The sequence below is a fragment of the Bacillus sp. 0909A genome (assembly GCF_036765115.1).
Taxonomy (GTDB): domain Bacteria; phylum Bacillota; class Bacilli; order Bacillales; family Bacillaceae; genus Bacillus; species Bacillus mojavensis.
In genome coordinates, this window is the sequence record NZ_JBAIZU010000001.1 from 91342 (window position 1) to 115214 (window position 23873).

Annotated in this window: 24 protein-coding genes; 18 read left to right on the forward strand and 6 right to left on the reverse strand. The window is 45.3% G+C overall.

All coding sequences use genetic code 11. The features are described from left to right. Window position 1 precedes the first annotated feature (1 nt). Window positions 2-721, forward strand: a complete 720-nt coding sequence (locus tag V6D42_RS00505) for a pseudouridine synthase (protein ID WP_333512067.1) — start codon at window positions 2-4, stop codon at window positions 719-721. Window positions 722-844: 123 nt separating this feature from the next. On the opposite strand, the gene V6D42_RS00510 is transcribed toward V6D42_RS00505, so the two are convergent. Continuing rightward, on the reverse strand, window positions 845-1066 hold the full coding sequence (locus tag V6D42_RS00510; protein ID WP_003152337.1) for a DeoR family transcriptional regulator: 222 nt from the start codon (window positions 1064-1066) through the stop codon (window positions 845-847). Window positions 1067-1351: 285 nt separating this feature from the next. Here V6D42_RS00510 and V6D42_RS00515 point away from each other — a divergent pair, with 285 nt between their 5' ends. Next, window positions 1352-2062, forward strand: coding sequence for an ABC transporter ATP-binding protein (locus tag V6D42_RS00515; RefSeq protein ID WP_333512068.1), 711 nt, complete (start codon window positions 1352-1354; stop codon window positions 2060-2062). Next, window positions 2059-3216, forward strand: a complete 1158-nt coding sequence (locus tag V6D42_RS00520) for an ABC transporter permease (RefSeq protein ID WP_333512069.1) — start codon at window positions 2059-2061, stop codon at window positions 3214-3216. Before V6D42_RS00515 ends, V6D42_RS00520 begins: the two co-directional genes overlap by 4 nt. 35 nt (window positions 3217-3251) lie before the next feature. Here the strand turns inward: V6D42_RS00520 and V6D42_RS00525 are convergent, their stop codons facing one another. After that, a complete protein-coding gene (locus V6D42_RS00525; RefSeq protein WP_333512070.1) occupies window positions 3252-4550 on the reverse strand; it encodes an NCS2 family permease in 1299 nt (432 codons plus the stop codon). Window positions 4551-4646: 96 nt separating this feature from the next. On the opposite strand from V6D42_RS00525, the gene pepV reads away from it, so the two are divergent. After that, window positions 4647-6038 (forward strand): dipeptidase PepV, encoded by a 1392-nt coding sequence (gene pepV / locus V6D42_RS00530; RefSeq protein WP_333512071.1) that lies wholly within the window; start codon window positions 4647-4649, stop codon window positions 6036-6038. Window positions 6039-6071: 33 nt separating this feature from the next. On the opposite strand, the gene cysK is transcribed toward pepV, so the two are convergent. Further along, on the reverse strand, window positions 6072-7007 hold the full coding sequence (cysK, locus tag V6D42_RS00535) for a cysteine synthase A (RefSeq protein ID WP_333512072.1): 936 nt from the start codon (window positions 7005-7007) through the stop codon (window positions 6072-6074). A 148-nt stretch (window positions 7008-7155) separates the two neighbouring features. On the opposite strand from cysK, the gene thpR reads away from it, so the two are divergent. From thpR to V6D42_RS00560, 5 genes are all read left to right on the forward strand, one after another. Next, window positions 7156-7707 carry an RNA 2',3'-cyclic phosphodiesterase gene (gene thpR, locus V6D42_RS00540; RefSeq protein WP_333512073.1) on the forward strand — a complete coding sequence of 184 codons (552 nt, stop codon included), beginning with the start codon at window positions 7156-7158 and terminating at the stop codon, window positions 7705-7707. A gap of 23 nt (window positions 7708-7730) precedes the next feature. After that, window positions 7731-8645, forward strand: coding sequence for a hypothetical protein (locus V6D42_RS00545; protein ID WP_333512074.1), 915 nt, complete (start codon window positions 7731-7733; stop codon window positions 8643-8645). A gap of 48 nt (window positions 8646-8693) precedes the next feature. Next, entirely contained in the window at window positions 8694-9623 is a 930-nt protein-coding gene (locus tag V6D42_RS00550) for a YegS/Rv2252/BmrU family lipid kinase (RefSeq protein ID WP_333512075.1), read from the forward strand. Between the two features lie 25 nt (window positions 9624-9648). After that, window positions 9649-11784 carry a type I pullulanase gene (gene pulA / locus V6D42_RS00555; protein WP_333512076.1) on the forward strand — a complete coding sequence of 712 codons (2136 nt, stop codon included), beginning with the start codon at window positions 9649-9651 and terminating at the stop codon, window positions 11782-11784. A gap of 201 nt (window positions 11785-11985) precedes the next feature. Further along, complete coding sequence (locus V6D42_RS00560) at window positions 11986-12783, forward strand: phosphotransferase family protein (RefSeq protein ID WP_010331521.1); 798 nt, start codon at window positions 11986-11988, stop codon at window positions 12781-12783. Here the strand turns inward: V6D42_RS00560 and V6D42_RS00565 are convergent, their stop codons facing one another. Continuing rightward, window positions 12784-13062: a YtzH-like family protein gene (locus V6D42_RS00565; RefSeq protein ID WP_010331520.1), complete on the reverse strand. Its 279-nt coding sequence runs from the start codon at window positions 13060-13062 to the stop codon at window positions 12784-12786. It lies immediately after the preceding gene. Between the two features lie 196 nt (window positions 13063-13258). On the opposite strand from V6D42_RS00565, the gene trmB reads away from it, so the two are divergent. The 3 genes from trmB (at window position 13259) to V6D42_RS00580 (ending at window position 16599) form a co-directional block, all read left to right on the forward strand. Then, the gene (gene trmB, locus V6D42_RS00570; RefSeq protein WP_333512077.1) at window positions 13259-13900 is read left to right on the forward strand and encodes a tRNA (guanosine(46)-N7)-methyltransferase TrmB; all 642 of its coding nucleotides are present in this window, start codon (window positions 13259-13261) and stop codon (window positions 13898-13900) included. Window positions 13901-13970: 70 nt separating this feature from the next. Further along, a complete protein-coding gene (locus V6D42_RS00575) occupies window positions 13971-14816 on the forward strand; it encodes a YtnP family quorum-quenching lactonase (RefSeq protein ID WP_333512078.1) in 846 nt (281 codons plus the stop codon). A gap of 82 nt (window positions 14817-14898) precedes the next feature. Beyond that, on the forward strand, window positions 14899-16599 hold the full coding sequence (locus V6D42_RS00580) for an NAD-dependent malic enzyme (RefSeq protein ID WP_333512079.1): 1701 nt from the start codon (window positions 14899-14901) through the stop codon (window positions 16597-16599). Window positions 16600-16652: 53 nt separating this feature from the next. On the opposite strand, the gene V6D42_RS00585 is transcribed toward V6D42_RS00580, so the two are convergent. Continuing rightward, complete coding sequence (locus tag V6D42_RS00585; RefSeq protein ID WP_010331516.1) at window positions 16653-16970, reverse strand: PepSY domain-containing protein; 318 nt, start codon at window positions 16968-16970, stop codon at window positions 16653-16655. Window positions 16971-17127: 157 nt separating this feature from the next. On the opposite strand from V6D42_RS00585, the gene V6D42_RS00590 reads away from it, so the two are divergent. Then, window positions 17128-18201 carry a M42 family metallopeptidase gene (locus tag V6D42_RS00590; RefSeq protein ID WP_168748539.1) on the forward strand — a complete coding sequence of 358 codons (1074 nt, stop codon included), beginning with the start codon at window positions 17128-17130 and terminating at the stop codon, window positions 18199-18201. A gap of 56 nt (window positions 18202-18257) precedes the next feature. Here the strand turns inward: V6D42_RS00590 and V6D42_RS00595 are convergent, their stop codons facing one another. After that, window positions 18258-18704, reverse strand: coding sequence for a YtoQ family protein (locus V6D42_RS00595; RefSeq protein ID WP_333512080.1), 447 nt, complete (start codon window positions 18702-18704; stop codon window positions 18258-18260). Between the two features lie 77 nt (window positions 18705-18781). Between V6D42_RS00595 and V6D42_RS00600 the strand changes: the two genes are divergently transcribed. From V6D42_RS00600 to V6D42_RS00620, 5 genes are all read left to right on the forward strand, one after another. Then, the gene (locus V6D42_RS00600; RefSeq protein ID WP_333512570.1) at window positions 18782-18898 is read left to right on the forward strand and encodes a hypothetical protein; all 117 of its coding nucleotides are present in this window, start codon (window positions 18782-18784) and stop codon (window positions 18896-18898) included. Between the two features lie 39 nt (window positions 18899-18937). Then, window positions 18938-19261 (forward strand): thioredoxin family protein, encoded by a 324-nt coding sequence (locus V6D42_RS00605; RefSeq protein WP_010331513.1) that lies wholly within the window; start codon window positions 18938-18940, stop codon window positions 19259-19261. 15 nt (window positions 19262-19276) lie between these two features. Continuing rightward, the gene (locus V6D42_RS00610) at window positions 19277-20086 is read left to right on the forward strand and encodes a DUF1444 domain-containing protein (protein ID WP_026014592.1); all 810 of its coding nucleotides are present in this window, start codon (window positions 19277-19279) and stop codon (window positions 20084-20086) included. 16 nt (window positions 20087-20102) lie between these two features. Then, the gene (ytpR, locus tag V6D42_RS00615; protein ID WP_333512081.1) at window positions 20103-20708 is read left to right on the forward strand and encodes a YtpR family tRNA-binding protein; all 606 of its coding nucleotides are present in this window, start codon (window positions 20103-20105) and stop codon (window positions 20706-20708) included. A gap of 160 nt (window positions 20709-20868) precedes the next feature. Beyond that, complete coding sequence (locus V6D42_RS00620) at window positions 20869-23748, forward strand: DNA translocase FtsK (RefSeq protein WP_333512082.1); 2880 nt, start codon at window positions 20869-20871, stop codon at window positions 23746-23748. Window positions 23749-23873 lie beyond the last annotated feature (125 nt).

Genomic DNA, 23873 nt, shown 5'->3' on the forward strand with positions numbered 1-23873 from the left:
CATGAGACTAGATAAGCTGCTTGCCAACAGCGGGTATGGCTCGAGAAAAGAGGTCAAATTGATTGTAAAAGCGGGAGCCGTCATGGTCGACGGAAAGCCGGCAAAAGATGTCAAGGCACACGTGGACCCTGATGCACAGGAGGTGACCGTTTATGGCGAGCCGATTGATTACCGCGAGTTTATTTATATCATGATGAATAAACCGCAGGGCGTGCTGTCAGCGACTGAGGACAGCCGGCAAAAGACAGTGGTCGATTTGCTGACGCCGGATGAACTTAGATTTGAGCCGTTTCCTGCCGGCCGGCTTGATAAGGATACAGAAGGATTTGTTTTGCTGACAAATGATGGTCAGCTTGCTCACAGGCTGCTATCGCCGAAAAAGCATGTTCCGAAAACGTATGAAGTCCACTTAAAGTCACAAATTTCGCCAGAAGATATCACCAGCTTAGAGAATGGGGTATATATTGAAGGCGGCTACAAAACAAAACCGGCACAAGCAGAAATAAAGGCAAACGACAAAGAGCATACCGTGATATATCTGACGATAACAGAAGGGAAATTTCATCAAGTCAAACAGATGGCAAATGCTGTCGGCAATGAAGTCATTTATCTGAAGCGGCTCTCAATGGGACGCGTAGACTTGGATCCTGCTCTGGCGCCGGGAGAATATCGTGAGCTTACAGAAGAAGAACTTGAAAGGCTGAACGAGCCACAAGCATGAAAAAATCCCGCATCTCACATGCGGGATTTTTATTATATATAAGCATACAAAAACAAGGCTGAGAACGTCCTCGCCCTGTATCTATCAGGCCGCTCACAGGGCGGCCCTATGTAATTTTTAATGTTATGAGGTAATCTTTACTTTCTTTCTCGTTGTCTCCCATTTGCCACGGCTTGGACTATGAACAAGATCATTATATGCTAACACATTTAAGTCTCTTTGAATCGTTCTAGGTGTAATGCCGAATTCGTCAACCAGTTCCTGTGTTGTCACAAGACCTTTTTCTTGGATAAACATGTAAACTGATTTAATTCGAGTTAGCATACGGTTTGTTGAAGGTTTCAAAAAACCACTCCCTATCATAAGATCGGATGGACTTGACTAACCACAACTCACGAAATCAACTGCGTACGAATAGCAACTAAGGCAGACATCTGTAATGTTTAAATAATTTGCCTTCATTATACACGATTTCGCCGCAGTGAATCTAGGAATAAGTATGATAAATTTTTTCCAATTTGAGTTTGGCCGCCATCCTTGTTGGATTACTATGTACTTCAGCACAATATTATTATGGTTAAAGAAACTTTTTTTATTCTGTTCCGTATGTGATTTAGGGGGTGAGTGAGAGTGAGAATGTTGTTGGAAGCATCGATAGAGCAAGCAGGGTATACAAGCCGAAAAAAAGTACTCACCGATGTTTTATTGGAAGTCAGAGAAGGGGAGCTTGTCGGATTAATTGGAGCGAACGGAGCTGGGAAAAGTACAGCCATCAAGGCGATACTCGGCCTCTCGCAAGAACTTAAAGGGACTATCGCTTGGAATGATTGCTCGTTTGCTTATATTCCGGAGCACCCGTCCTTTTATGAGGAATTAACGCTGTGGGAGCATCTCGATCTGATCAGCACTTTGCACGGCATTGATCAGAGTGAATTCGAATATCGGGCTCAAAGTCTTCTTGAAACCTTTTCGCTTGATCATGTCATGCATGAGCTGCCGGTGACGTTTTCAAAGGGCATGCAGCAAAAGCTGATGCTGATTCAGGCCTTTCTTTCTAAGCCTGATATGTATGTGATTGATGAACCGTTTATCGGCCTTGACCCGATTTCGACAAAACGCTTTGTGGACATGCTGAAGGCTGAGAAAGAAAGGGGAGCTGGCATTCTCATGTGCACACACGTACTTGATACCGCTGAAAAAATCTGCGACAGGTTTTACATGATTGATAAAGGTTCTTTGTTTCTTCATGGAACTTTAAAGGATATTCAAGCGCAGACAGGGTTAGACGGGCAGTCATTGCTTGACTGTTTTTATACGGCGATTCAAGGAGGAAAGGCATGAACGGGCGGTCTCTCTTTATTCGAAGGTGGCTGGATTTTTACCGATATCAGTTTAAGGTGCTGCATGCTGTCATTGATTGGACGGTTGCGCTCTACATTGTCCTGCCGGCGCTTGCTTTTGTGATTTATCAGTATGTGGAGTGGACGAACGGAAGCGGCCTTCTTTTCGTGTGGTCTGAGAGGGTCGAATGGAGATGGTTATACGCTGTCGGTATACTGATTGTGTGTACAGGCTCCATACATACGTTTTTACTGGAAGCGGACCAAGTGTTTTTACTGCAAAAGAAAGCGATGATACGCCAGATGAAACAATACGCATTGGTGTATTCCTTATTGTTTACGCTCGCCAAATGGCTCCTGCTCTTTTTTCTTTTACTTCCCTTTATCAATGATTCTGTTCGCGTCACGATTTCAGAAAGCGCTTCTCTATTGATCTATGCATTCGGTCTTCATACGGTCTTTCTATCCTTGAAGCAGGAAAGGATCAGAAAACCAAGATCTATTTGGAGGCAGATCACGGACTTTTTTCTCAAGGCTGTGCTTTTTGCGTGTTCGTTTCTCATGATTACCTTTACTGAGTGGCACTTGCTTTCGCTTGTCGGTGTTTTGTTTTTGATTTTTGCTTACATACGCAGTTTTAAAAAGACGGCTTCGTTTTCGGCTTTTGAGGCTGAGGTGCTTGAGGAGAGAAAAATCAGGCTCACTCTTGCAGGTCTTATAATGATGACAAGCCAGGATGTGAGAATGCCGAGAGTAAAGGACAGGATGAGGAGAAAACCACTATTATTCCGGAATTCAAAAAGGATATTTAAGAAACGGACAACGTATACAATCTATAAAGAATTGTTTTTTAAAGTCATGCTGAGGAATGGGGAGTATGCGAGGCATCTGTATATGCTTTTGTCGGCTTTTGCGATTTTAACGATCGTTTCCCCCATCTTTCTTAAGGTGGTTGCGCTGCTGGTTTATACAGGTGTTTGCCGTTACGTGCTTTCGCTAATCTTTGATAAAGTAATGGATGCGCCGATCTTAATTGGGGCTGATAAGGAAAGTGATGAATATTACCGGGCCAGAAAAAGCTGTGTGAACACGCTGCACTATGCTTGTGTTTCCTGCTGCTTTTTAGCAGCCGTTATCTCTTTTTTGATGAAATAAAAACCCAAACGGATGCCGTTTGGGTTTTCTGTATGTTATAGAATAAATAGCTGGATGAAAAACAGAACGGCAAAAACAAGGACGAGCGGATGAATGTCTCTCCATTTTCCCCGTGCTGCTTTCACAATCGGATAAGAAATAAAGCCAAGGGCAATTCCTGTGGAAATGCTTGATGTAAGAGGCATGGTCAGAACAACGAGAAATGCCGGAAATGCCTCGTCCATCTCCTTCCAGTTAATATTCGACACCGAACCCATCATCAGGCTGCCGACAATAATCAAAGCCGGTGAGGTGATGGCGGATATGCCGGATAAGGCGCTAACAAGCGGACTGAAAAACATCGAAGCTGCAAACAATACCGCGACAGTGAAAGACGTAAGACCTGTTCTTCCCCCGGCTGCGACGCCAGCTGAAGATTCGATAAACGCGGTTGTCGGACTTGTGCCGAAAACAGCACCGACTGTGGTTGCCGTTGAATCAGCCAGCAGCGCTTTTCGCGCGTTCGGGAGCTTGTTGTTTTTCATCAATCCGGCCTGCTCGGCCACACCGATCATTGTACCGGTCGTATCAAAAATTGTTACCAGCAGAAATGAAAACACGACAGCGTACAGGCCGTGATGAATCACATCGCCAAAAGCGGAGAACGGATTTGAAATAATCAATCCATCAGGCAAATGCGGAAAAGACATAAAGCCTTTAGGAAAATGCAACTGGCCGGTAAAAAATGCAATCAAAGCGGTAGCCGCCATTCCGATAAATAACGCTCCGCTTACATTCAGCAACATCAAGATCACACTGATCAATAAGCCGATCAGCGTCAAGATAACCGCTGGCGAATGAAGGTTGCCGAGTGTGACCAGATTTGATTTATCAGCCGTAATAATTCCCACCTGCCGTAAACCGATAAACGCAATAAAAAGCCCGATCCCTGTTGTGATGCCGTATTTTAAATTGTTTGGAATCGCTTCTATCAGTTGTTTTCTCAAAGGCGTTAACGATAGAATAATGAAGAGGACCCCTGCTGTGAATACTGCGCTGAAAGCTGTTACATACGTGATGCCGCCGCCGCTTGCGCCTACAACGTGATAGGCTAAGTAAGCGTTTAAGCCCATGCCGGGTGCAATGGCAATCGGATAATTTGCAGCCAGGGCCATCCACAGCGTTCCGACAATGGAGGCGATAATCGTTGCGGTAAAGACCTGGTCAAAAGGAACTCCGGCATTAGCTAAAATAACCGGATTCACCACTACAATATAGACCATTGTGAAAAAGGTCGTCAGTCCAGCTATGATTTCTTGTTTGATCGATGTTTGCTGCTCTTTTAGATGAAACATAGTATCCTCCAATTACGAACGTTTTAACAAAACACCATTAATATTATTCGTTTTATTTAGTTTTTGCAAGTGATTTATTGCAGAAAGGGGATCGTTATGAACTGGGAAGTCGAAGTGATCAGAAAAAAAGATGATTTGATTCGCGATACGCAGGAATTCTTGAGAATCAACAGTGTAATGGACGAGTCAACAGCCGGTCCCGGCAAACCATTTGGAGAAGGGGTAAATGCCAGCTTGACCTCTTTGCTTGAGCTTGGAGAAAAAGAAGGATTTACCACAAAAAATCTTGACGGGTTCGCCGGTCATATCGAATGGGGCGAGGGTGAAGACATTGTCGGCGTTCTATGCCATGTTGATGTTGTACCGCCCGGAGACGGATGGACAAGTGATCCGTTTTCAGCGGACATCCGAAACGGACGGATTTATGCAAGGGGCGCCATTGACGACAAAGGTCCGACGATGGCTGCGTTCTACGCGCTGAAAATCGTCAAAGACATGAATCTGCCGCTGTCCAAACGTGTCAGAATCATTATCGGAACAGATGAAGAAAGTGATTGGAGATGCGTGGAGCATTATTTCAAGCACGAAGAAATGCCGACTCTCGGTTTTGCGCCAGATGCTGACTTCCCGATTATAAACGCGGAAAAAGGGATTATTGATGCTTCACTGCTGATCCCGCACCATACAAATAAAGCCGCTTCAGAAACAGTTCTTGCCTCGTTTACATCAGGTCTTCGCTTAAACATGGTGCCAGACGCTGCGGAAGCCGTTCTCGAAGGAGCAAAAATAGAAGAGGTTCTTGCCTCATTTCAAGACATGCTCCGCGCGACGGATCAAAAAGGTGCAGCTGAGATTGAGAACGGTCAGCTGATATTGCGCATGCACGGACTTTCCTGCCATGCGATGGAACCGAACAATGGAGTGAATGCCGGCATCAAACTGGCAGAATTTTTGCGCCAAACGGAGCTGGATGAAGCAGGACAGCGTTTTGTTCAAGTCGTGACAGATAAATTCTCAGATGATACAAGAGGAAAGAAACTGAATATCGCCTGTGAGGATGACATTAGCGGAGAGCTGACATTAAATGTCGGAACACTGCGCTATACAGAAGGGCAAGGAGGCGAGCTCGGAATCAATATCCGCTATCCTGTAACAGCGGAAAGCAACATGATCCGCGATGCATTTGAAAGCGCAAGTGAATTTGAGCTTCGAGAATTTAAAGACAGCAAGCCCCATCATGTATCAGCAGACCATCCGCTAGTCAAAACGCTGCAAAAGGTATATGAAGGCCAATTGGGCAAAAAAGCTGATTTAATTTCAATCGGCGGGGGAACTTACGCGAGATCTTTGGAGGCCGGCGTTGCATTCGGACCGCTGTTCCCTGGACGTCCCGACAGTGCGCATCAAAAGGACGAATATATTGAAATTGATGACCTCCTCAGAGCGACTGCTTTATATGCGCAGGCCATTTACGAACTTGCAAAATAAAAGGACCGGCTTCTTCTGAAGCCAGTCCTTTTTTTACACAAATGACCATAAATCAGTTGATAAATAGCGTTCTCCGGTATCAGCTGTCATACAGACAACAACTTGATCAGGAGAGAGACGTTTGGCTGCTTCAATCGCTGCATAGCAGGCAGCGCCTGAAGAAGGCCCGACGAGAATTCCTTCCTCCGCAGCAAGGCGTCTGGTTGTCGTATACGCATCCTCATCAGTGATTTTGATAATTTCATCATACACATTTTGATTTAAAACGGGAGGAATGAAGCCTGGGCTTGTCCCTACCAGCTTATGCGCACCCGGTTTTCCGCCTGATAATACCGGGGACCCCGCAGGCTCGACAACATGAACCAAAATATCTGGAAACAGTTCTTTTAGCGCTTCACCGGTTCCTGTAATGGTTCCGCCAGTACCGGAAGAAGCTACAAAAGCGCCTAGCGGTTTTCCGATTTCTTTTATTGCCCGGGCAATTTCAAGAGCAGTTGTTTTACGATGCGCGTCAGGATTAGCAGTATTATCAAACTGCATTGGAATGAAGCTGTTCGGAATTTGTTCGGCAAGCTCTTTTGCTTTTTTTATGCTGCCGGGCATTCGTTCCGATCCGGGAGTTAACACAACCTCTGCACCATAGGCTTTGAGGAGGTTGATCCGCTCCTTTGTCATTGTATCAGGCATTACTAAAATCGCTTTATAGCCGCGGGCCGCGGCATTCATGGCGAGTCCGATTCCGGTATTTCCGCTGGTCGGCTCAATGATAACTGAGCCAGGCTTGAGTAAGCCGTTTTGTTCTGCTTCTATGATCATATTGTAAGCGGCTCTGTCTTTCACACTGCCGCTTGGATTGAAAAATTCAAGTTTTAAATAGACTTGTGCTGCGTTTTCCGGCTGAAGCCGATTCAATTTCACAAGCGGAGTATCTCCTATAAGATCAGAAGTGTTTTCAACGATTTTCAACATTGTCATTCCTTTCTGAATAAAACAAGTGTCATATAATATCCTAACATAATAAACGTTTGCGCGAGAGTGTTTTCATATGCGGTTCCTCTATTCGCGCAGCCTCTTTATTGATAAAATAATAGCAGTCAAAGAAGGGAGTGTCAGACGGATGTCAGATATCCGGCCTCATTATTTCATCGGCGTGCCCATTCCGCCGGAAATTTCAAATCCGATTTACCAGGCTGCAAAAAACGAGCCAGCGCTCACATTTCAAAAATGGGTGCACCCGCTTGACTACCATATCACGTTAATTTTTCTGGGTGCGGCGGATGAAGCTCAAATCAATCAGCTTGAAGGCTCGCTTGCCGAGATCGCTTTAGATGCCAATCCGTTTACAATTGAATTTGACAGAATAGATGTGTTCGGAGACCGAAGGCAGCCGCGCGTATTGCATTTGGAGCCGAAGAAGAATACAGCGCTCGAAACACTGAGGGAGCATACAAAACAAGCTGTTCTTCAAGCAGGCTTTAAAGTGGAAAAGAGAGCGTATCATCCCCATATGACGCTGGCAAGAAAATGGACAGGCCACGAGGGATTTCCGGCGCATGTCCCGTTTAAAAGCGGTGAAGTTTCAACGGCTATTGAACGATTTTCACTATTTCAGATACACTTAAATCAATCACCAAAATATGAAGAAAAATTCAAATTTCATTTAACCTAATTCATGCGGAGTGGAGAAACAAAATGGCACAAATCATCAAAATATATGATTATATATCGAGATACGAACTTGATCCGTACCATTATATGAATCAGTTTATACGGCTGAAAAAAGAGCGCTGGCTTTCACTATTAGAAGCAGCGGAGCGCCAGCATGAAGAAAGACAAGCCAATGCTGAACAGCCGGAACCGGTGCAGAAACGGAAGAAATTTTCATTGAAAAGAAAAAAAGAAGAGATAGAAGCCGATATACAAGAAGAGAGACACCAATGGTTTGAGGAAGAAGACGATCTAAATGTAAGGCTGCCGAAAAGCAGGATGGCGCTTGCTTCCTTTTACAAAAGACATTTATATGAATTTCAGCTCAAATGGGCAAGCTCTACAATTTCCGAGATGTCAAATCTGTCAAACCAGGTGAAGCAGGACCGCATTTTGCTTTTTCTGGCCCAGCAGCTTCCAGATTCTTATTTTATTATGTATAAGCCTGTGCTCAAAATTCAGCAGGCGGCAGTAGAATTAAGCATAGTGATCATTTCACCTCTTGACATTTACTGCGTTTCTTTTATAGATGCAGAGGAAGACAGTGTGTACATAGGATCTAAACATCGTTTTTGGGAGAAGAAAACAGGCTCTCAGACTGAATCGGTATTAAATCCGGCGTTGAGTCTGTTTCGGACGGGATCTGTTGTGTCGAAGATCGTCAAGGAAAAAGGCGCTGATATTCCGGTATCGAAATTACTCCTGAGCAGAACGTCATACATCGATTACCCCGAACCGCCGTACGGTCTGGAAATAGTGGACAAACGGGGCTTGGCGGAATGGATGGAGAAGCAGAAGAAAAACACTGCTCCGATAAAACATCATCAATTAAAGGCTGCAAAGGCTTTGTTGTCTTATTGCATGTCAGACTCCTATCGCAGACAAGAGTGGCTGGAGTAAAGCAGAACGATTTGAGCGGTTTTCTCATAACATAAGCAGGTGAGAAAGATGAGCCAATGGTTTTTTATTATTAATCCGGCAGCAGGGCACCGAAAAGGCCTGCGTGTTTGGAAGGCGATACAAAAGGAATTACTGAAACGAAAGATTGAGCACCGCTCATTTTTAACTGAGCATCCGGGACACGCCGAGGTTCTCGCCCGGCAAATTTCAACGATGCAGGAATATAAGCTGAAACGCCTGATTGTTATTGGCGGAGACGGAACGATGCACGAAGTCGTCAACGGACTGAAAGATGTTGATGATATCGAACTGAGTTTTGTGCCGGCTGGCGCGTACAATGATTTTTCCAGAGGGTTCTCCATTAAGAAAATAGACCTGATTCAGGAAATCAGACAGCTGAAGCGTCCGTTAACGCGAACGTTTCACTTAGGAAGCGTTAATTTGCTTCAGGATAAATCGCAGGTTCTTTATTTTTTGAATCATATCGGAATCGGCTTTGACGCATACGTCAATAAAAAGGCATTGGAATTTCCATTAAAACGGGCGATCCATTTTCTGCGCCTCCGCTTTCTTGTCTATCCGCTTTCCCATTTGTACGCGTCGGCTACCTTTAAGCCGTTTTCGTTGGCTTGTACAATTGAAGGAGAGACACAGGAATTTCATCATGTCTGGTTTGCGGTCGTCTCCAATCATCCGTTTTACGGAGGCGGCATGAAGGCGGCCCCGCTTGCGAATCCGCGCGAACAGGCATTTGATATCATCATTGTTGAGAATCTGTCGTTTTTGAAGAAGTATTGGTTTTTAGGCTTGATGACATTTGGAAAACACACCAAAATGGACGGCGTGACGATGTTTAAAGCGAAAGACATTACGTTTTACACGAAGGACAAAATTCCGTTCCATGCTGACGGAGAAATCATGGGTACAACCCCATTCCGTCTGGCATCGAGTCCCTCACCGTTACGGATCAAAACATAAACGTTTTTGGAGGAGAGAGATTCTGATGGTCAGTATCCAACGCCGCTTTGAAGCGTATTTTGATGAAATGAATATCATTACGGTTCTGATCCCTGCTGATCAAGAAGATTCCTTTACGCCGCCTTTTCAGCTAGAGACAGATACAGGGGAAATTCCTCTGACAGTCACTCAGGAATGGAAAATAGAAGGGAAATACAAGTATGTATGTGTAGCTGAGCAGCCGGTCACTTTCGGGAAAACGCATTATGTCAAAGCATCCTGTGGCGGAAAAACGGATCTCCAAATCGGGGCGGTGATCAGGACGGATCCGTTTGATGCTGCATTTTATTATGACGGAGAGCTCGGAGCTGTTTACACTTCGGATGATACTGAATTTAGAGTATGGGCTCCTGCTGCGACGTCAGCTGCCGTCAAGCTGTCACATCCCGAAAAAAGCGGGCATACGTTCCAAATGACAAGAATGGAAAATGGAGTATACGCCGTTACAGTGGCTGGAGATCTGCACGGTTATGAGTATGTGTACCGGATCTGCAACAATTTAGAATGGACAGAAACGGTGGATCCGTATGCAAAAGCTGTGACGGTCAACGGAGAGAAGGGGGTCGTGCTACGCCCTGATCAAGCAAATTCGGCTCCTTCGCTTACATCATTTTCAGACCCCGTTGATGCCATTATTTATGAGATGCACATCCGTGACTTCTCCATTCATGAAAACAGCGGTATGAAGAACAAGGGGGAATATGCGGCGCTTGCTGAAACTGGCACTCAAACGAAAAATGGCAGTTCTACAGGACTTTCTTATTTAAAAGAGCTTGGCGTTACCCATATCGAGCTTTTGCCGGTAAACGATTATGCCGGAGTTGATGAAGAAAACCCGCTTGCCGCCTACAATTGGGGCTATAATCCGCTTCATTTTTTCGCCCCGGAGGGAAGCTATGCCTCCAATCCTCACGACCCTCAGACAAGAAACACAGAAGTAAAACAAATGATTCACACCCTGCATCAGCATGGCCTGCGTGTCATCCTGGATGTTGTTTATAACCATGTATACCAAAGAGAGTACTCGCCCTTTGAAAAAACGGTGCCCGGTTATTTCTTCCGGCATGATCAATTCGGGATGCCTTCAAATGGCACCGGCGTCGGGAATGACATCGCCTCAGAAAGGCGGATGGCGAGTAAATTCATTACGGATTGCGTCATGTATTGGCTCAAGGAATACGATGTCGACGGCTTCCGCTTTGATCTGCTCGGCATTTTAGATATCGAAACGGTTCTTCATATACAAGAAAAAGCATCTGAGGTAAAGCCAGGAATCCTTCTCTTTGGGGAAGGCTGGGATTTGGCAACACCGCTGCCGCCTGATCAGAAAGCGACATTGGCGAATGCCTCAAAAATGCCGGGCGTCGGTTTTTTTAATGATTCGTTTCGCGACGCTGTTAAAGGGAATACCTTTCAAATCGCGGCGGCGGGTTTTGCCCTTGGGAACGGCGAAAAAGCGGAAACAGTCATGCATGGGATTGCCGGATCTTCCGGATGGAAAGAGACAGCTCCGCTTGTGTCTGCGCCGAGCCAATCTATCAATTATGTCGAGTCGCATGACAACCACACATTTTGGGATAAAATGAGTCTCGCGCTTCCACAAGAAAGTGACAGCCGAAAGAGAAGCCGGCAAAAGCTGGCGACTGCAATCATTCTGCTGGCCCAGGGAGTTCCGTTTATTCACAGCGGACAGGAATTTTTCCGGACGAAGCAGGGGGTTGAAAACAGCTATCAATCCAGTGACAGCATCAACCAGCTGGACTGGTCGCGGCGTGAAACATTCAAGCAAGATGCTGATTATGTCCGCAGGCTGATTTCGCTCAGAAAAGCGCATCCGGCATTCCGGCTTACGTCATCAGCGGATATTCAGCGCAGCCTTGAATGCCTGGCTCTCAAAGAGCACCTTATTGTATACCGGCTGTTTGGCCTCGGCGCGATCGACGAATGGGAAGAAATCATTGTCATCCATCATGCCAGCCCTGATTCTGTTACATGGCAGCTGCCGAAAGATAAGGCTTACCGGCTTCTATGTGATACTGACGGGTTTTGCGCTGATCCGGGAGAAATCAAGAAAGCGGTTGCTGTAAACGGCATCGGAACGGTTATCTTATATTTAGCATGAGATCTTACGAGTTTTGCTTGACGAAGTTTGTGCTATAGCGCTAAAATTTAAAAGACGGCTATTGATTAGCATATGAGACTCTCAATAGCTGTCTTTTTTATTTTTCATACGATTCTTACGAAAAAGGCATTCGCTGGATACACTGAAGACGAATAGGCCTTATTCTAAAATATTTTAAGAAATGATGGGTTGAACATTGATATGAACTGGTTGGGACAATTACTAGGTAGCGATTGGGAGATCTTCCCCGCCGGAGGAGCTACAGGAGATGCATATTATGCGAAACATAACGGGCAGCAGCTTTTTTTAAAACGTAATAGCTCACCTTTTTTAGCTGTTTTATCCGCCGAAGGCATTGTTCCTAAGCTGGTTTGGACAAAACGGATGGAGAATGGGGACGTCATTACGGCCCAGCACTGGATGACCGGCAGAGAGCTGAAGCCGAAAGACATGAGCGGACGGTCCGTTGCTGAATTGCTTCGTAAAATACACACATCAAAGGCCTTGCTGGACATGCTGAAGAGACTTGGAAAGGAACCGCTGAATCCAGGGGCTCTGCTGTCTCAGCTTAAACAGGCTGTATTTGCTGTGCAGCAAACTTCGCCGCTGATTCAAGAAGGGATTACGTATTTAGAAGATCATCTGCATGAAGTGCATTTCGGTGAGAAAGTCGTTTGCCATTGTGATGTCAATCATAATAACTGGCTATTGTCTGAAGACAACCAGCTGTATTTAATTGACTGGGACGGCGCCATGATCGCTGACCCGGCGATGGATCTAGGGCCATTGCTGTACCATTACGTTGAAAAGCCAGCTTGGGAGAGCTGGCTGGGCATGTACGGCATTGAGTTAACGGAAGGCCTTCGGTTAAGAATGGCATGGTATGTGCTATCTGAAACAATCACTTACATTGCCTGGCATAAATCCAAAGGAAACGATAAAGAATTCCATGATGCAATGGAAGAACTGCATATGCTGATGAAGCGAATTGTTCAATAATCAGGAATATGAATCCATTTCCTCTACCCATTGAGACAAGCTGTTCTGATGCTCTTGTATGTGTGAGTCGATGGATTTGGACGATATTCCTGATTGGCTGTATCGGTACACATCTTCCAGCACGTTTTTTAAGTGTGAATCGATCTCGGTGTTTGCCATCAGCGATTTAATCACACGTTCAAGCTGTTCGTACTCGGCGACGGTTCCGCAGCAGTCTAATTGATGGTCAGTCAAAATGTCCTTCAATAGATCAACTTGATTCTCGTAATTTAAACCCATAAAACGGTACACATCCCTTCAGTATCTTACGGGTTAAATTGTTCAAAACAGGATGGTTTTATGCATGAGACACGAGTGTTCCGACAGACGGGAACCTCTTTTTTTATGTGAAGGCACACCTTTAAAAACAAGCTTGCGGGTCTTTTTAATTCATGGTATGTTGTTAGTCGAAATAATAGATAGAGGTGTCAATCATATGAGAATGCGCCACAAGCCTTGGGCTGATGACTTTTTGGCTGAAAACGCAGATATTGCCATCAGCAATCCTGCTGATTATAAAGGAAAATGGAATACAGTGTTTGGCAACGACAATCCGATCCATATCGAGGTCGGTACAGGAAAAGGGCAATTTATTTCCGGAATGGCCAAACAAAATCCCGACATTAATTATATTGGCATTGAGTTATTTAAAAGCGTCATTGTAACTGCTGTCCAGAAAGTAAAAGATAGCGAAGCGCCGAATGTGAAGCTTTTGAATATAGACGCGGACACGCTGACAGACGTGTTTGAGCCGGGTGAAGTCAAAAGGGTGTACTTGAACTTTTCTGATCCTTGGCCGAAAAACCGCCACGAAAAACGCCGTCTGACGTATTCCCATTTTCTTAAGAAATATGAAGAAGTGATGGGGAAAGGCGGAGCGATTCATTTTAAAACAGACAACCGCGGCCTGTTTGAGTACTCGCTGAAAAGCTTCTCGGAATACGGATTGCTGCTGACATATGTCAGTCTTGATCTGCATAACAGCGATATGGAAGATAACATCATGACAGAATATGAAGAAAAATTCTCAGCACTCGGCCAGCCGATTTATCGGGCTGAAGTTGAATGGAGAGCGTAAAACAGACTCTGACGCAGGAGTCTGTTTTTTTTATGCGCTGTTTGCTACGATGATGACAGGGGGGATGAAAATGGAAACGATGAAAATTGGAAACACGACGTTAACATGGCTTGACGGAGGGGTGACTCACATGGACGGAGGAGCCATGTTCGGTGTTGTTCCAAAGCCGTTATGGGCAAAAAAATATCCAGTCAATGAAAAAAACCAGATTGAACTAAGGACAGATCCGATTCTTATTCAAAAGAACGGGAAAAACGTGATCGTCGATGCCGGTATCGGGTCCGGCAAGCTGACTGAAAAACAAAAAAGAAACTACGGTGTGACTCAAGAATCCAATGTAAAAACATCATTAGCAGCGCTCGGATTAACAGTTGAAGATATTCACGTGATCGCCATGACACACCTTCATTTTGATCATGCGTGCGGATTGACGGAATATGAAGACGATAAACTGGTTCCGGTTTTTCCAAATGCCGTTATTTATGCTTCATCTGTTGAATGGTATGAAATGCGCCATCCGAATATCAGATCGAAAAATACCTACTGGAAAGAAAACTGGGAGGCTGTTGCCGGCCAAGTGAAAACCTTTGAAAACACCTGCACCATAACAGAGGGGGTTACACTGCATCATACCGGGGGCCACAGTGACGGCCACTGTGTTCTTGTATGTGAGGATGCGGGTGAAACCGCGGTACATATGGCGGATTTGATGCCGACACACGCCCACCGCAATCCATTATGGGTGCTGGCTTATGATGATTATCCGATGACCTCTATACCGCAAAAGCAAAAGTGGCAGGCGTATGCAGCGGAAAAAGACGCATGGTTTATTTTTTATCATGATGCCGAATATCGCGCACTGAAATGGGATGGGGACGAAAGGATTACAGAATCACTCAAACGTAAGAAACAATAGCATATTTTCATGTTTACCCTGCATGATTTCCGGCTAATAAAGCAAACCTAGTACTAATTATGCTCAGAAAGGAAGAGGCAGGGTGAAACAATTCGAAGTAACGAACGAAGGAGAAATTCAGACAACATTAAGAGGCCTTGAAGTACTCTCTGTTCCTTTTTTGAACAAAGGAGTAGCTTTTACAAAGGAGGAAAGAAAAGCGCTCGGATTAAATGGCTTTTTGCCGCCGAAGGTATTGACCATTGATGAACAGGCAAAAAGAGCGTACGAACAGTTTTCCTCACAGCCGGATGATTTAAGTAAAAATGTTTATTTGACAGCACTGCACGATCGAAATGAAACGCTGTTTTACCGTTTGTTAAATGATCACTTAGGGGAAATGCTCCCGATTGTATACACACCGACAGTAGGTACGGCCATTCAGAGATACAGCCATGAATACAGGAAGCCGAGAGGGCTCTATCTGTCAATCGATGATCCGGAAGGCATGAGAGAGGCCTTTAAACAGTTTAAAGATAAAAGTGATGCCATTGATTTAATTGTCGCAACCGATGCGGAAGGGATTTTAGGAATCGGAGACTGGGGAGTAGGCGGTATCGCGATATCAATTGGCAAGCTTGCAGTATACACGGCAGCTGCGGGAATTGATCCAAGCAGAGTGCTGGCTGTCGTTTTGGATGCGGGCACAAATCAAGAGAGTCTCCTGAACGATCCGCTTTATGTCGGCAACCAGCATTCCAGAGTCCGCGGTGAACGCTATGACCAATTTATTGATGAATATGTCTCACTTGCGAGAGAGACATTCCCGAATGCATTGCTTCACTGGGAGGATTTCGGAGCGAAAAATGCACGCAGCATCCTGAAACGCTATAAAGATAAAGTATGTACGTTTAATGATGATATCCAAGGGACAGGCGCTGTCTCACTTGCGGCAGTTTTATCCTGTGCAAAAGCATCAAAAGTGCCGCTGAAGGATCACAGAGTCGTGATATTCGGAGCGGGTACGGCCGGAATCGGAATTGCTGAACAGCTGCGTGAAGCATTGGTGCGCGAGGGGCTTAGTGAGGAAGAATCGTACCAGCGCTTTTGGTGCATAGACCGGAACGGGCTGTTAACAGATGATATGGATCAGCTTCTTGATTTTCAAAAGTCTTATGCCCGTCAGGCTGATGAGGTGAAAGATTATCAGCGAAACGGAGAAGGCGGAGGTATTGATCTCCTTGAGGTGGTCCGTCAGGCGAAACCGACGATTCTCATCGGTACATCAACAGTTTCCGGTGCATTTACTGAAGAAATTGTAAAAGAAATGGCTTCACACGTAAAACGGCCGGCGATTTTGCCAATGTCGAATCCGACGACTCTTTCTGAAGCAAAACCGCAAGATTTAATTGAATGGACGGAAGGCCGTGCGCTTATCACGACAGGGAGTCCGTTCCCGCCTGTGGATTATAACGGCGTGACGTATCATATCGGACAGGCCAACAACGCACTTGTCTTCCCGGGGCTTGGGCTTGGAACAATTGTCACCAAATCAAAATTGATTACAGACAGCATGTTTGAAGCGTGTGCCCGTGCGATCGCAAGTATGGTCAATGTTGGAGTGCCTGGCGCACCGATGCTTCCGAAGGTGGAGGATTTACGGACTGTATCGGCAACGGTTGCAGTTGAAGTTGCTAAAACCGCCATTAAGGAAGGCGTGGCCACTGAAGAGCCTGAGGACATCATTCAGGCTGTGCAGGACGCGATGTGGTATCCGGTATACAAACCGATTCGAGCGATATAATATAAAGAGCCGCTGCATGGGCAGCGGCTCCTCTCTTTTACGCTTGTCCGGTGTTAAGACGCGATTGTATCAATGACATCTACAATTCTCCCCGTTTTCGCATCCACCATCACTTCATATTGCTCTAGTTCTCCAAAAGCTGACCGTGTAACACCGGTCTTGTACACCTGCACGGTTTCCCCATTCACATTGTAGGGCTCCGGCTGGGTGTAGATCCATGATCCATCAATCGGCCCCCGCTGTTTAAAAGCGGATTTTACGATACGAAGCGCTCTTTCTGAAGAAATATAAGGCTTCATCACATATTGTTTCACAACAACAGCCGTACAAATTCCAAGTCCTGCTCCTAAAAGAAGATGACGCAATTTCAAAATAAAGCACCTCCTGATTGATCGTACTTTCATTATACAGAAACCGCCAAATCCTGTTAAGCGATACGCGGCTCATTGAGCAGATTCAATCAGAGTGCTTGGAAAACAGAATTTTTTCTAATAAAATAAAAGAACTACATAGAAATGAGGGGAAAACATGAATCAAGAAACGAAAGCGCTTTTCCAAACACTGACGCAGCTTCCCGGAGCGCCGGGCAATGAGCATCAGGTCCGTGCGTTTATGAAGCAGGAGCTTGCCAAATATGCCGATGATATCGTTCAGGACAGACTGGGAAGTGTTTTCGGAGTCAGAAAAGGCGGAGAGGACGCGCCGAAAATCATGGTGGCTGGACATATGGATGAAGTCGGATTTATGGTGACATCCATTACAGATAACGGATTACTGAGGTTCCAAACGCTCGGCGGCTGGTGGAGTCAGGTATTGCTGGCGCAAAGAGTGGAAATACAAACGGATAACGGCCCGGTTCCGGGGGTTATTTCAAGCATACCGCCGCATCTGTTAACAGATGCTCAGCGAAACCGTCCGATGGATATCAAAAATATGATGATTGATATCGGAGCAGATGATAAGGAAGACGCCATCAAAATCGGTATTAAACCGGGCCAGCAGGTCGTCCCTGTATGCCCGTTTACCATTATGGCCAATGAAAAGAAAATATTATCAAAAGCGTGGGATAACCGGTACGGCTGCGGATTGAGCATTGAATTGCTGAAGGAATTGCAAGGAAAAGAATTGCCGAATACGCTTTACGCTGGCGCAACCGTTCAGGAAGAAGTCGGCTTAAGAGGCGCGCAGACAGCGTCTCATATGATCAAACCGGATTTGTTCTTCGCGCTTGATGCCAGTCCGGCAAACGACATGAGCGGCGATAAACAGCAGTTTGGGCAGCTTGGGAAGGGCTTCTTGCTGCGCATCCTTGACAGAACAACTGTTATGCACCGAGGAATGAGAGAATTTGTTCTGGATATGGCTGAAACGCATCAGATTCCATATCAATACTTTGTTTCCGGCGGCGGAACAGATGCAGGCAGAGTGCATATTTCAAACAGCGGCGTTCCGTCAGCAGTTATCGGAGTCTGCTCCCGCTACATTCATACAAATGCGTCTATTATTCATATTGATGACTACGCTGCCGCTAAAGAAATGCTGATAAAGCTCGTAACTGCCTGTGACAAACAGACGGTTGAAGCGATTAAAGAAAATATGTAAAACCTGCAAAAAAAGCTTGTCCAACATGGCTGTAAGCCTGTCGGCAAGCTTTTTTCTTATTTTGTTTCAAATACATAGGAAAGTGCTTTAATCGCTTGGTTCACCGTTTCAACGGTAATATTCGCTTTGTTTGAAAGCTCTTTTAATGGGTGATGGAGCGAGTCAGGACGAATGATGATCAGGGGTTTACCTTTTGCGATAGCATAGGAAGCATCCATTGCTGTGTTCCATTGTTTGTACTTTTCGCCAAACAAGGCAATCACAAAGTCTGCTTTATTCATCAAGACAGCCGTTCTGAAATTATTGATATCAGAAGCCTTGTCGTCCTTATAGACTGCGTTTGGCTGAGCGCCCATGATTTCTTCTCCGATATTGTCCGAACGGTCGTGGTGCTCCATCGGGCCGACAAACGTAATCGGAAGCTTCAGTGATTTCGTTTTCTCCTTGATTTCCTCACGCCAATTGCTGTGGATTTCCCCGGCTAAATAGACGATAAACTCCAAACGGGATCCCTCCTTATGTATGTCCATTTGTCAATTTTACCCTCATGTACAAAATGTTAAACGAAACGTGCTTGATAATGCAAATAAAATATGATATTGATAATGGGAAAGCTTATCTTACATATTCATTCGTTGCATATAAGTGGTTTTGCCGCAAGCAGTTTGGTATGATCCAAATGGACGAGTATCGATAAATTAACATGTAAGAACTTAAACAACTGGAGGGATATGTGATGAAAAAAATTGAGACAACGCAAGAACTGGAAAAAGCGGTAAAGGATGATTGGGCAGTATTTATGTTTTCTGCCGACTGGTGCCCGGACTGCCGTTTTGTAGAGCCTTTTCTACCCGAATTGGAAGCGGATTTTCCTGAATTCACTTACTACTATGTAGACCGCGACAAATTTATTGATACATGCGCAGAGTGGGAGATTTACGGCATTCCAAGCTTTGTTGTGTTTAATGAAGGAAAAGAAGTGAATCGTTTTGTGAGCAAAGACCGTAAAACAAAAGAAGAAATTGAACAGTTTTTAACTGACTCTCTCGCAAAAGCGTAAAGGAGGATATCCGGTTTGAAAATGACCTCAAGGAAGCTGTCAGACATATTGAAACAGCGCCTTCAGCACGAGAATCGCTCCTTTTTATTTGACAGAGAAAAAGACACCCTCCGTGTTGAGGATGAAACAACTAAAAAAGGAATTACGCTTGACCTGCCGCCGATTATTGCAAAATGGGAACTGAAAAAAGACGAAGCCATTGACGAGATCGTTTATTATGTATCAGAAGCCATGGCAGCTATGGAAGGAAAGTCGCAGGAAATAACCGGGAAGGAAAGCCGTATTTATCCGGTCATCCGCTCAACCTCTTTTCCGGACAAGTCTAGCGAAGAGATTCCGCTTATTTATGACGAGCATACCGCAGAAACAAGAATTTATTACGCTCTTGATCTGGGCAAAACCTATCGTTTAATTGATCAGCGCATGCTGGAGAAAGAAAACTGGACGAAGGAGCGTATCAGAGAAACGGCTGCGTTTAACCTCCGCTCCCTGCCGACGGTTGTCAAAGAGGATACAGTTGCCGGTAATCTCTTTTACTTCTTCAGAGCAAACGACGGTTACGACGCCAGCCGGATTCTGAACGAAGCGATTTTAAATGAGTATAAACAAAATGCTAAAGGTGAGCTAGCGATCTCTGTTCCGCATCAGGACGTTCTGATACTTGCTGACATTCGGAATGAATCAGGGTATGATATTTTAGGACAAATGTCGATGAGCTTCTTTGCAGGCGGCACCGTTCCGATTACGGCGCTTTCTTTCCTATATAATGAAGGAAAGCTGGAGCCGGTGTTTATCTTGGCAAAAAGCCGTCCGAAAAAGGATTAGAAAGGATTTTTTACTTATGAACGCTTTTTATAATAAAGAAGGTGTGGGAGATACACTTCTGATCTCTCTAAAAGACGTAACGCGCGAGCAAGTAGGCTATGAAAAATACGGCGACGTCGTCAAAATTTTCAATAGCGAAACAAATGAAACGACGGGTTTTAACATCTTTAACGCGTCTTCATACTTAACCATTGATGAAAACGGCCCTGTTGCCCTTTCAGAAGCATTCGTTCAAGATGTGAATGAAACGTTAAACAGAAACGGCATTGTAGAAACATTAGTCGTTGATTTATCGCCAAAGTTTGTCGTCGGATATGTTGAATCAAAAGAAAAACATCCGAATGCTGATAAACTAAGCGTTTGTAAAGTCAATGTAGGGGACGAAACACTTCAGATCGTTTGCGGCGCGCCTAATGTTGACCAAGGCCAAAAAGTTGTTGTTGCTAAAGTCGGCGCTGTGATGCCGAGCGGGCTTGTCATCAAGGATGCTGAGCTTCGAGGCGTACCGTCCAGCGGAATGATCTGCTCCGCAAAAGAGCTTGCATTGCCTGACGCTCCTGCTGAAAAAGGAATCCTTGTGTTAGAAGGAGACCATGAGGCTGGAGACGCATTTCAATTTTAGACTCCCATAAATATGCCGAAATAATCGAATCATGTAAAAAAAGCCGCTAAGCTCTTGTTTAGCGGCTTTGTTTTGCTGAAAGCTTAATCTTTTCTGGGCCGACAAGCAGTGGTATACTAAAAATCGTCCCAGAAAACTATAAGGGAGTTAGAGATGACTTATGAGTTGGCTTCATAAATTTTTTGATTTGTTTTTAGGAGAGAGTGAAGAGGATGCTGAACGGGAGACAAAACCCGCTCAAGTTCCGAAACAGCAAGAATCGCATCACTCCGAAGGACAATTAAAACGATTGGAAGATCCTAAAATATATTACGAATATCCAAAAGGCAAGTTCCGTTTTCCGGTTGTGCCTGACGGATACCAAAAAAATGATTTGAGAAGGCGCCGCCCGCCATCGGAGGAACCACAAGCCGCGCCTCGTTCGGGAGCTGCTCAGCACAGAGACCGCACAAATAATGAAAAAGAGCACCGTACATATGAAAAATCAGAGCCGGCCAAGAAACCGTTTAAACCGACAAATATCCCTTCGCCTGTATATGGATTTAATCAAAAACCATCTGTGAAAAAGGACATGCCGAAACAATCTGCGGAAAAAAAAGGTGAGCAAAAAAAGCCGGAACCTGTAGAAGAGAAGGTAACACTGCTTTCAGAAGAAATCGAACGCGAACGCAGCTATTCGATGCCGGACCGGCCGCAGCAGCAACAGAAGGAACCCCTCTTTTCACATGATCGATTGGATGAAGAGCCTTCTGGCGTCCAAAAAAGTACGAATGAAACAATGGCAAAGCACTCAGCAGAGGAGCTGTCAGACAAAAAAGGAACCGCTGGAGAAAAAATGGCTCCAAAAGCTGCTGAGATGCCGTCAGAAGAAACAGAGCAAATGACTGATCAGCAGGAAGAATCTTTCTTGCACAAAGAAACATCTTGGGAAGAGACTGTGACAGGTGCCGGAATGGAGGCAGAAACGCTGTCAGCCAACGGTGGAAATGCCCATGAAGAAGCTGTACTAGAAACTGCTGACACCGTCTCAACTAAACAAACAACTGAAAAGGAAGAGCATTTCTTGCCCGATGAGCGGTATGGGGAAGAGACTGTGACAGGTGCTGGAACTGAGGAAGAAGAGCCGTCAGCCAACGAAGGCAACGTTCGTGAAAAGGTTGATCCAGAAACTGCTGACACCTTGTCAGACCCAGCAGAACAAATGGAAATCCATGAGCATGAAAAGCCTCTTGTGCATAATGAACGATACGAGGAAGAGGCTGTGCCAGAAGCCCTGCAAGAAGCAGAGGAACAGTCAGACAGCGATACAGCTGTTCACGAAGAAAGCATTCCGGAAGCTGCATCAGCTCAAATGATAGAGGAAAACAACCAGCCTGAAGCATCCGTGGCCCAGTTAGAAGTTGATTCACAACCGGAACATAGCACAGAAGAGGGTTCTCCATCCTATTCTGCGGCGAATGAAAACCCTGCGGCAGAAAGACGCACGGCTACAGCAGAACAGCAGAACAGAGCAAAGAAGTCTGGTGACAATCCTAAACGAAGTCCGGCACTTCAGAAGGGACCGTCTGTTCCTTTTAATGTTATGATGCTGAAAAGCGATACGCATAAACAGCAAAAAGCAGGGGAGCGCCGCGGAAGCTATGTGTTCCCGAATGTCTCACTGCTTGATGTGCCGCCAGCACAAGTTCAGGACGATGCTGCGTGGATAGAAGAGCAGCGTCAGCTCCTTGATTTAACTTTGAAAAACTTTAACGTTCGGGCCAATGTGGTTCATGTAACGCAAGGGCCGTCAGTCACAAGATTTGAAGTACACCCTGAACCGGGTGTAAAGGTAAATAAAATCACCAATCTGTCTGATGACATTAAACTCAGCCTGTCCGCAAAAGATATTCGAATTGAGGCGCCGATTCCGGGGAAAAACACGATCGGAATTGAAGTGCCGAACCGTACGAGCAAGGTGGTTGATTTGCGCCAGATGATTCGCAGTTCCGCTTTCAGGACGAGCACATCACCGCTTACGTCAGCACTCGGATTGGATATTTCGGGGAATCCTGTTGTCATTGATCTGAAAAAAATGCCGCACGGTCTTATCGCCGGAGCTACAGGATCGGGAAAAAGCGTGTGCATCAATACTATTTTAGTGAGTCTGCTTTATAAAGCTGATCCGAGTGAAGTGAAGGTGCTGCTGATTGATCCGAAAATGGTGGAGCTTGCGCCTTACAACAAGATTCCTCACCTCGTCAGCCCTGTCATTACAGACGCCAAAGCGGCCACAGCTGCTTTAAAATGGGTTGTTGAGGAAATGGAGCGGCGCTATGAACTGTTTGCCCATTCCGGTGTTCGCGATATTGACCGTTTTAATCAATTAACCTCAGATCACCAAACGGGCGAAAAACTGCCGTATTTAGTTGTGGTCATTGACGAGCTTGCGGATCTGATGATGGTAGCTCCAAATGATGTAGAAGAAAGCATTGCCCGGATTGCTCAAAAAGCAAGAGCCTGCGGAATCCATTTGCTTGTCGCGACTCAGCGTCCGTCAGTCGATGTCATTACCGGTCTGATAAAAGCGAATATCCCGACGAGAATTGCGTTTTCTGTCTCCAGCCAGGTTGATTCCCGAACAATCATTGACATGGCTGGTGCGGAAAAACTTCTCGGTAAAGGAGACATGCTCTTTTTAGAGAACGGTTCTGGAAAACCGGTCCGTCTTCAAGGCAACTTTGTATCGGACCGAGAAATTGACCGTGTTGTTTCCCATGTCAGAAACCAGCTGCCGCCAGCTTATTTGTTTGAACAAGAAGAATTGGTCAGACAAGGCTCTGCCTTAAAGGAAGAGGATGAACTGTTTTATGAGGCGTGTGAATTTGTTGTTGAGCAAAACAGTGCAAGCACGTCAAGCCTGCAAAGAAGATTCAGAATCGGATATAATCGGGCTGCAAGGCTGATTGATATGATGGAAGCAGAAGGTATGATCTCTGAAGCGAAAGGAAGCAAGCCTCGAGAGGTGCTGATCACTGCAAGTGATTTAATAAACGAATAATATAGGTTCATTTTCACAGCAAACATGGTATGATAATGGATAGATCATTAAACACCTATGCCGCTTTACAGCAGATGGGCATAGAAATTGTGACATTCAGGTTTAATCGGAAAGAAATAACCGGA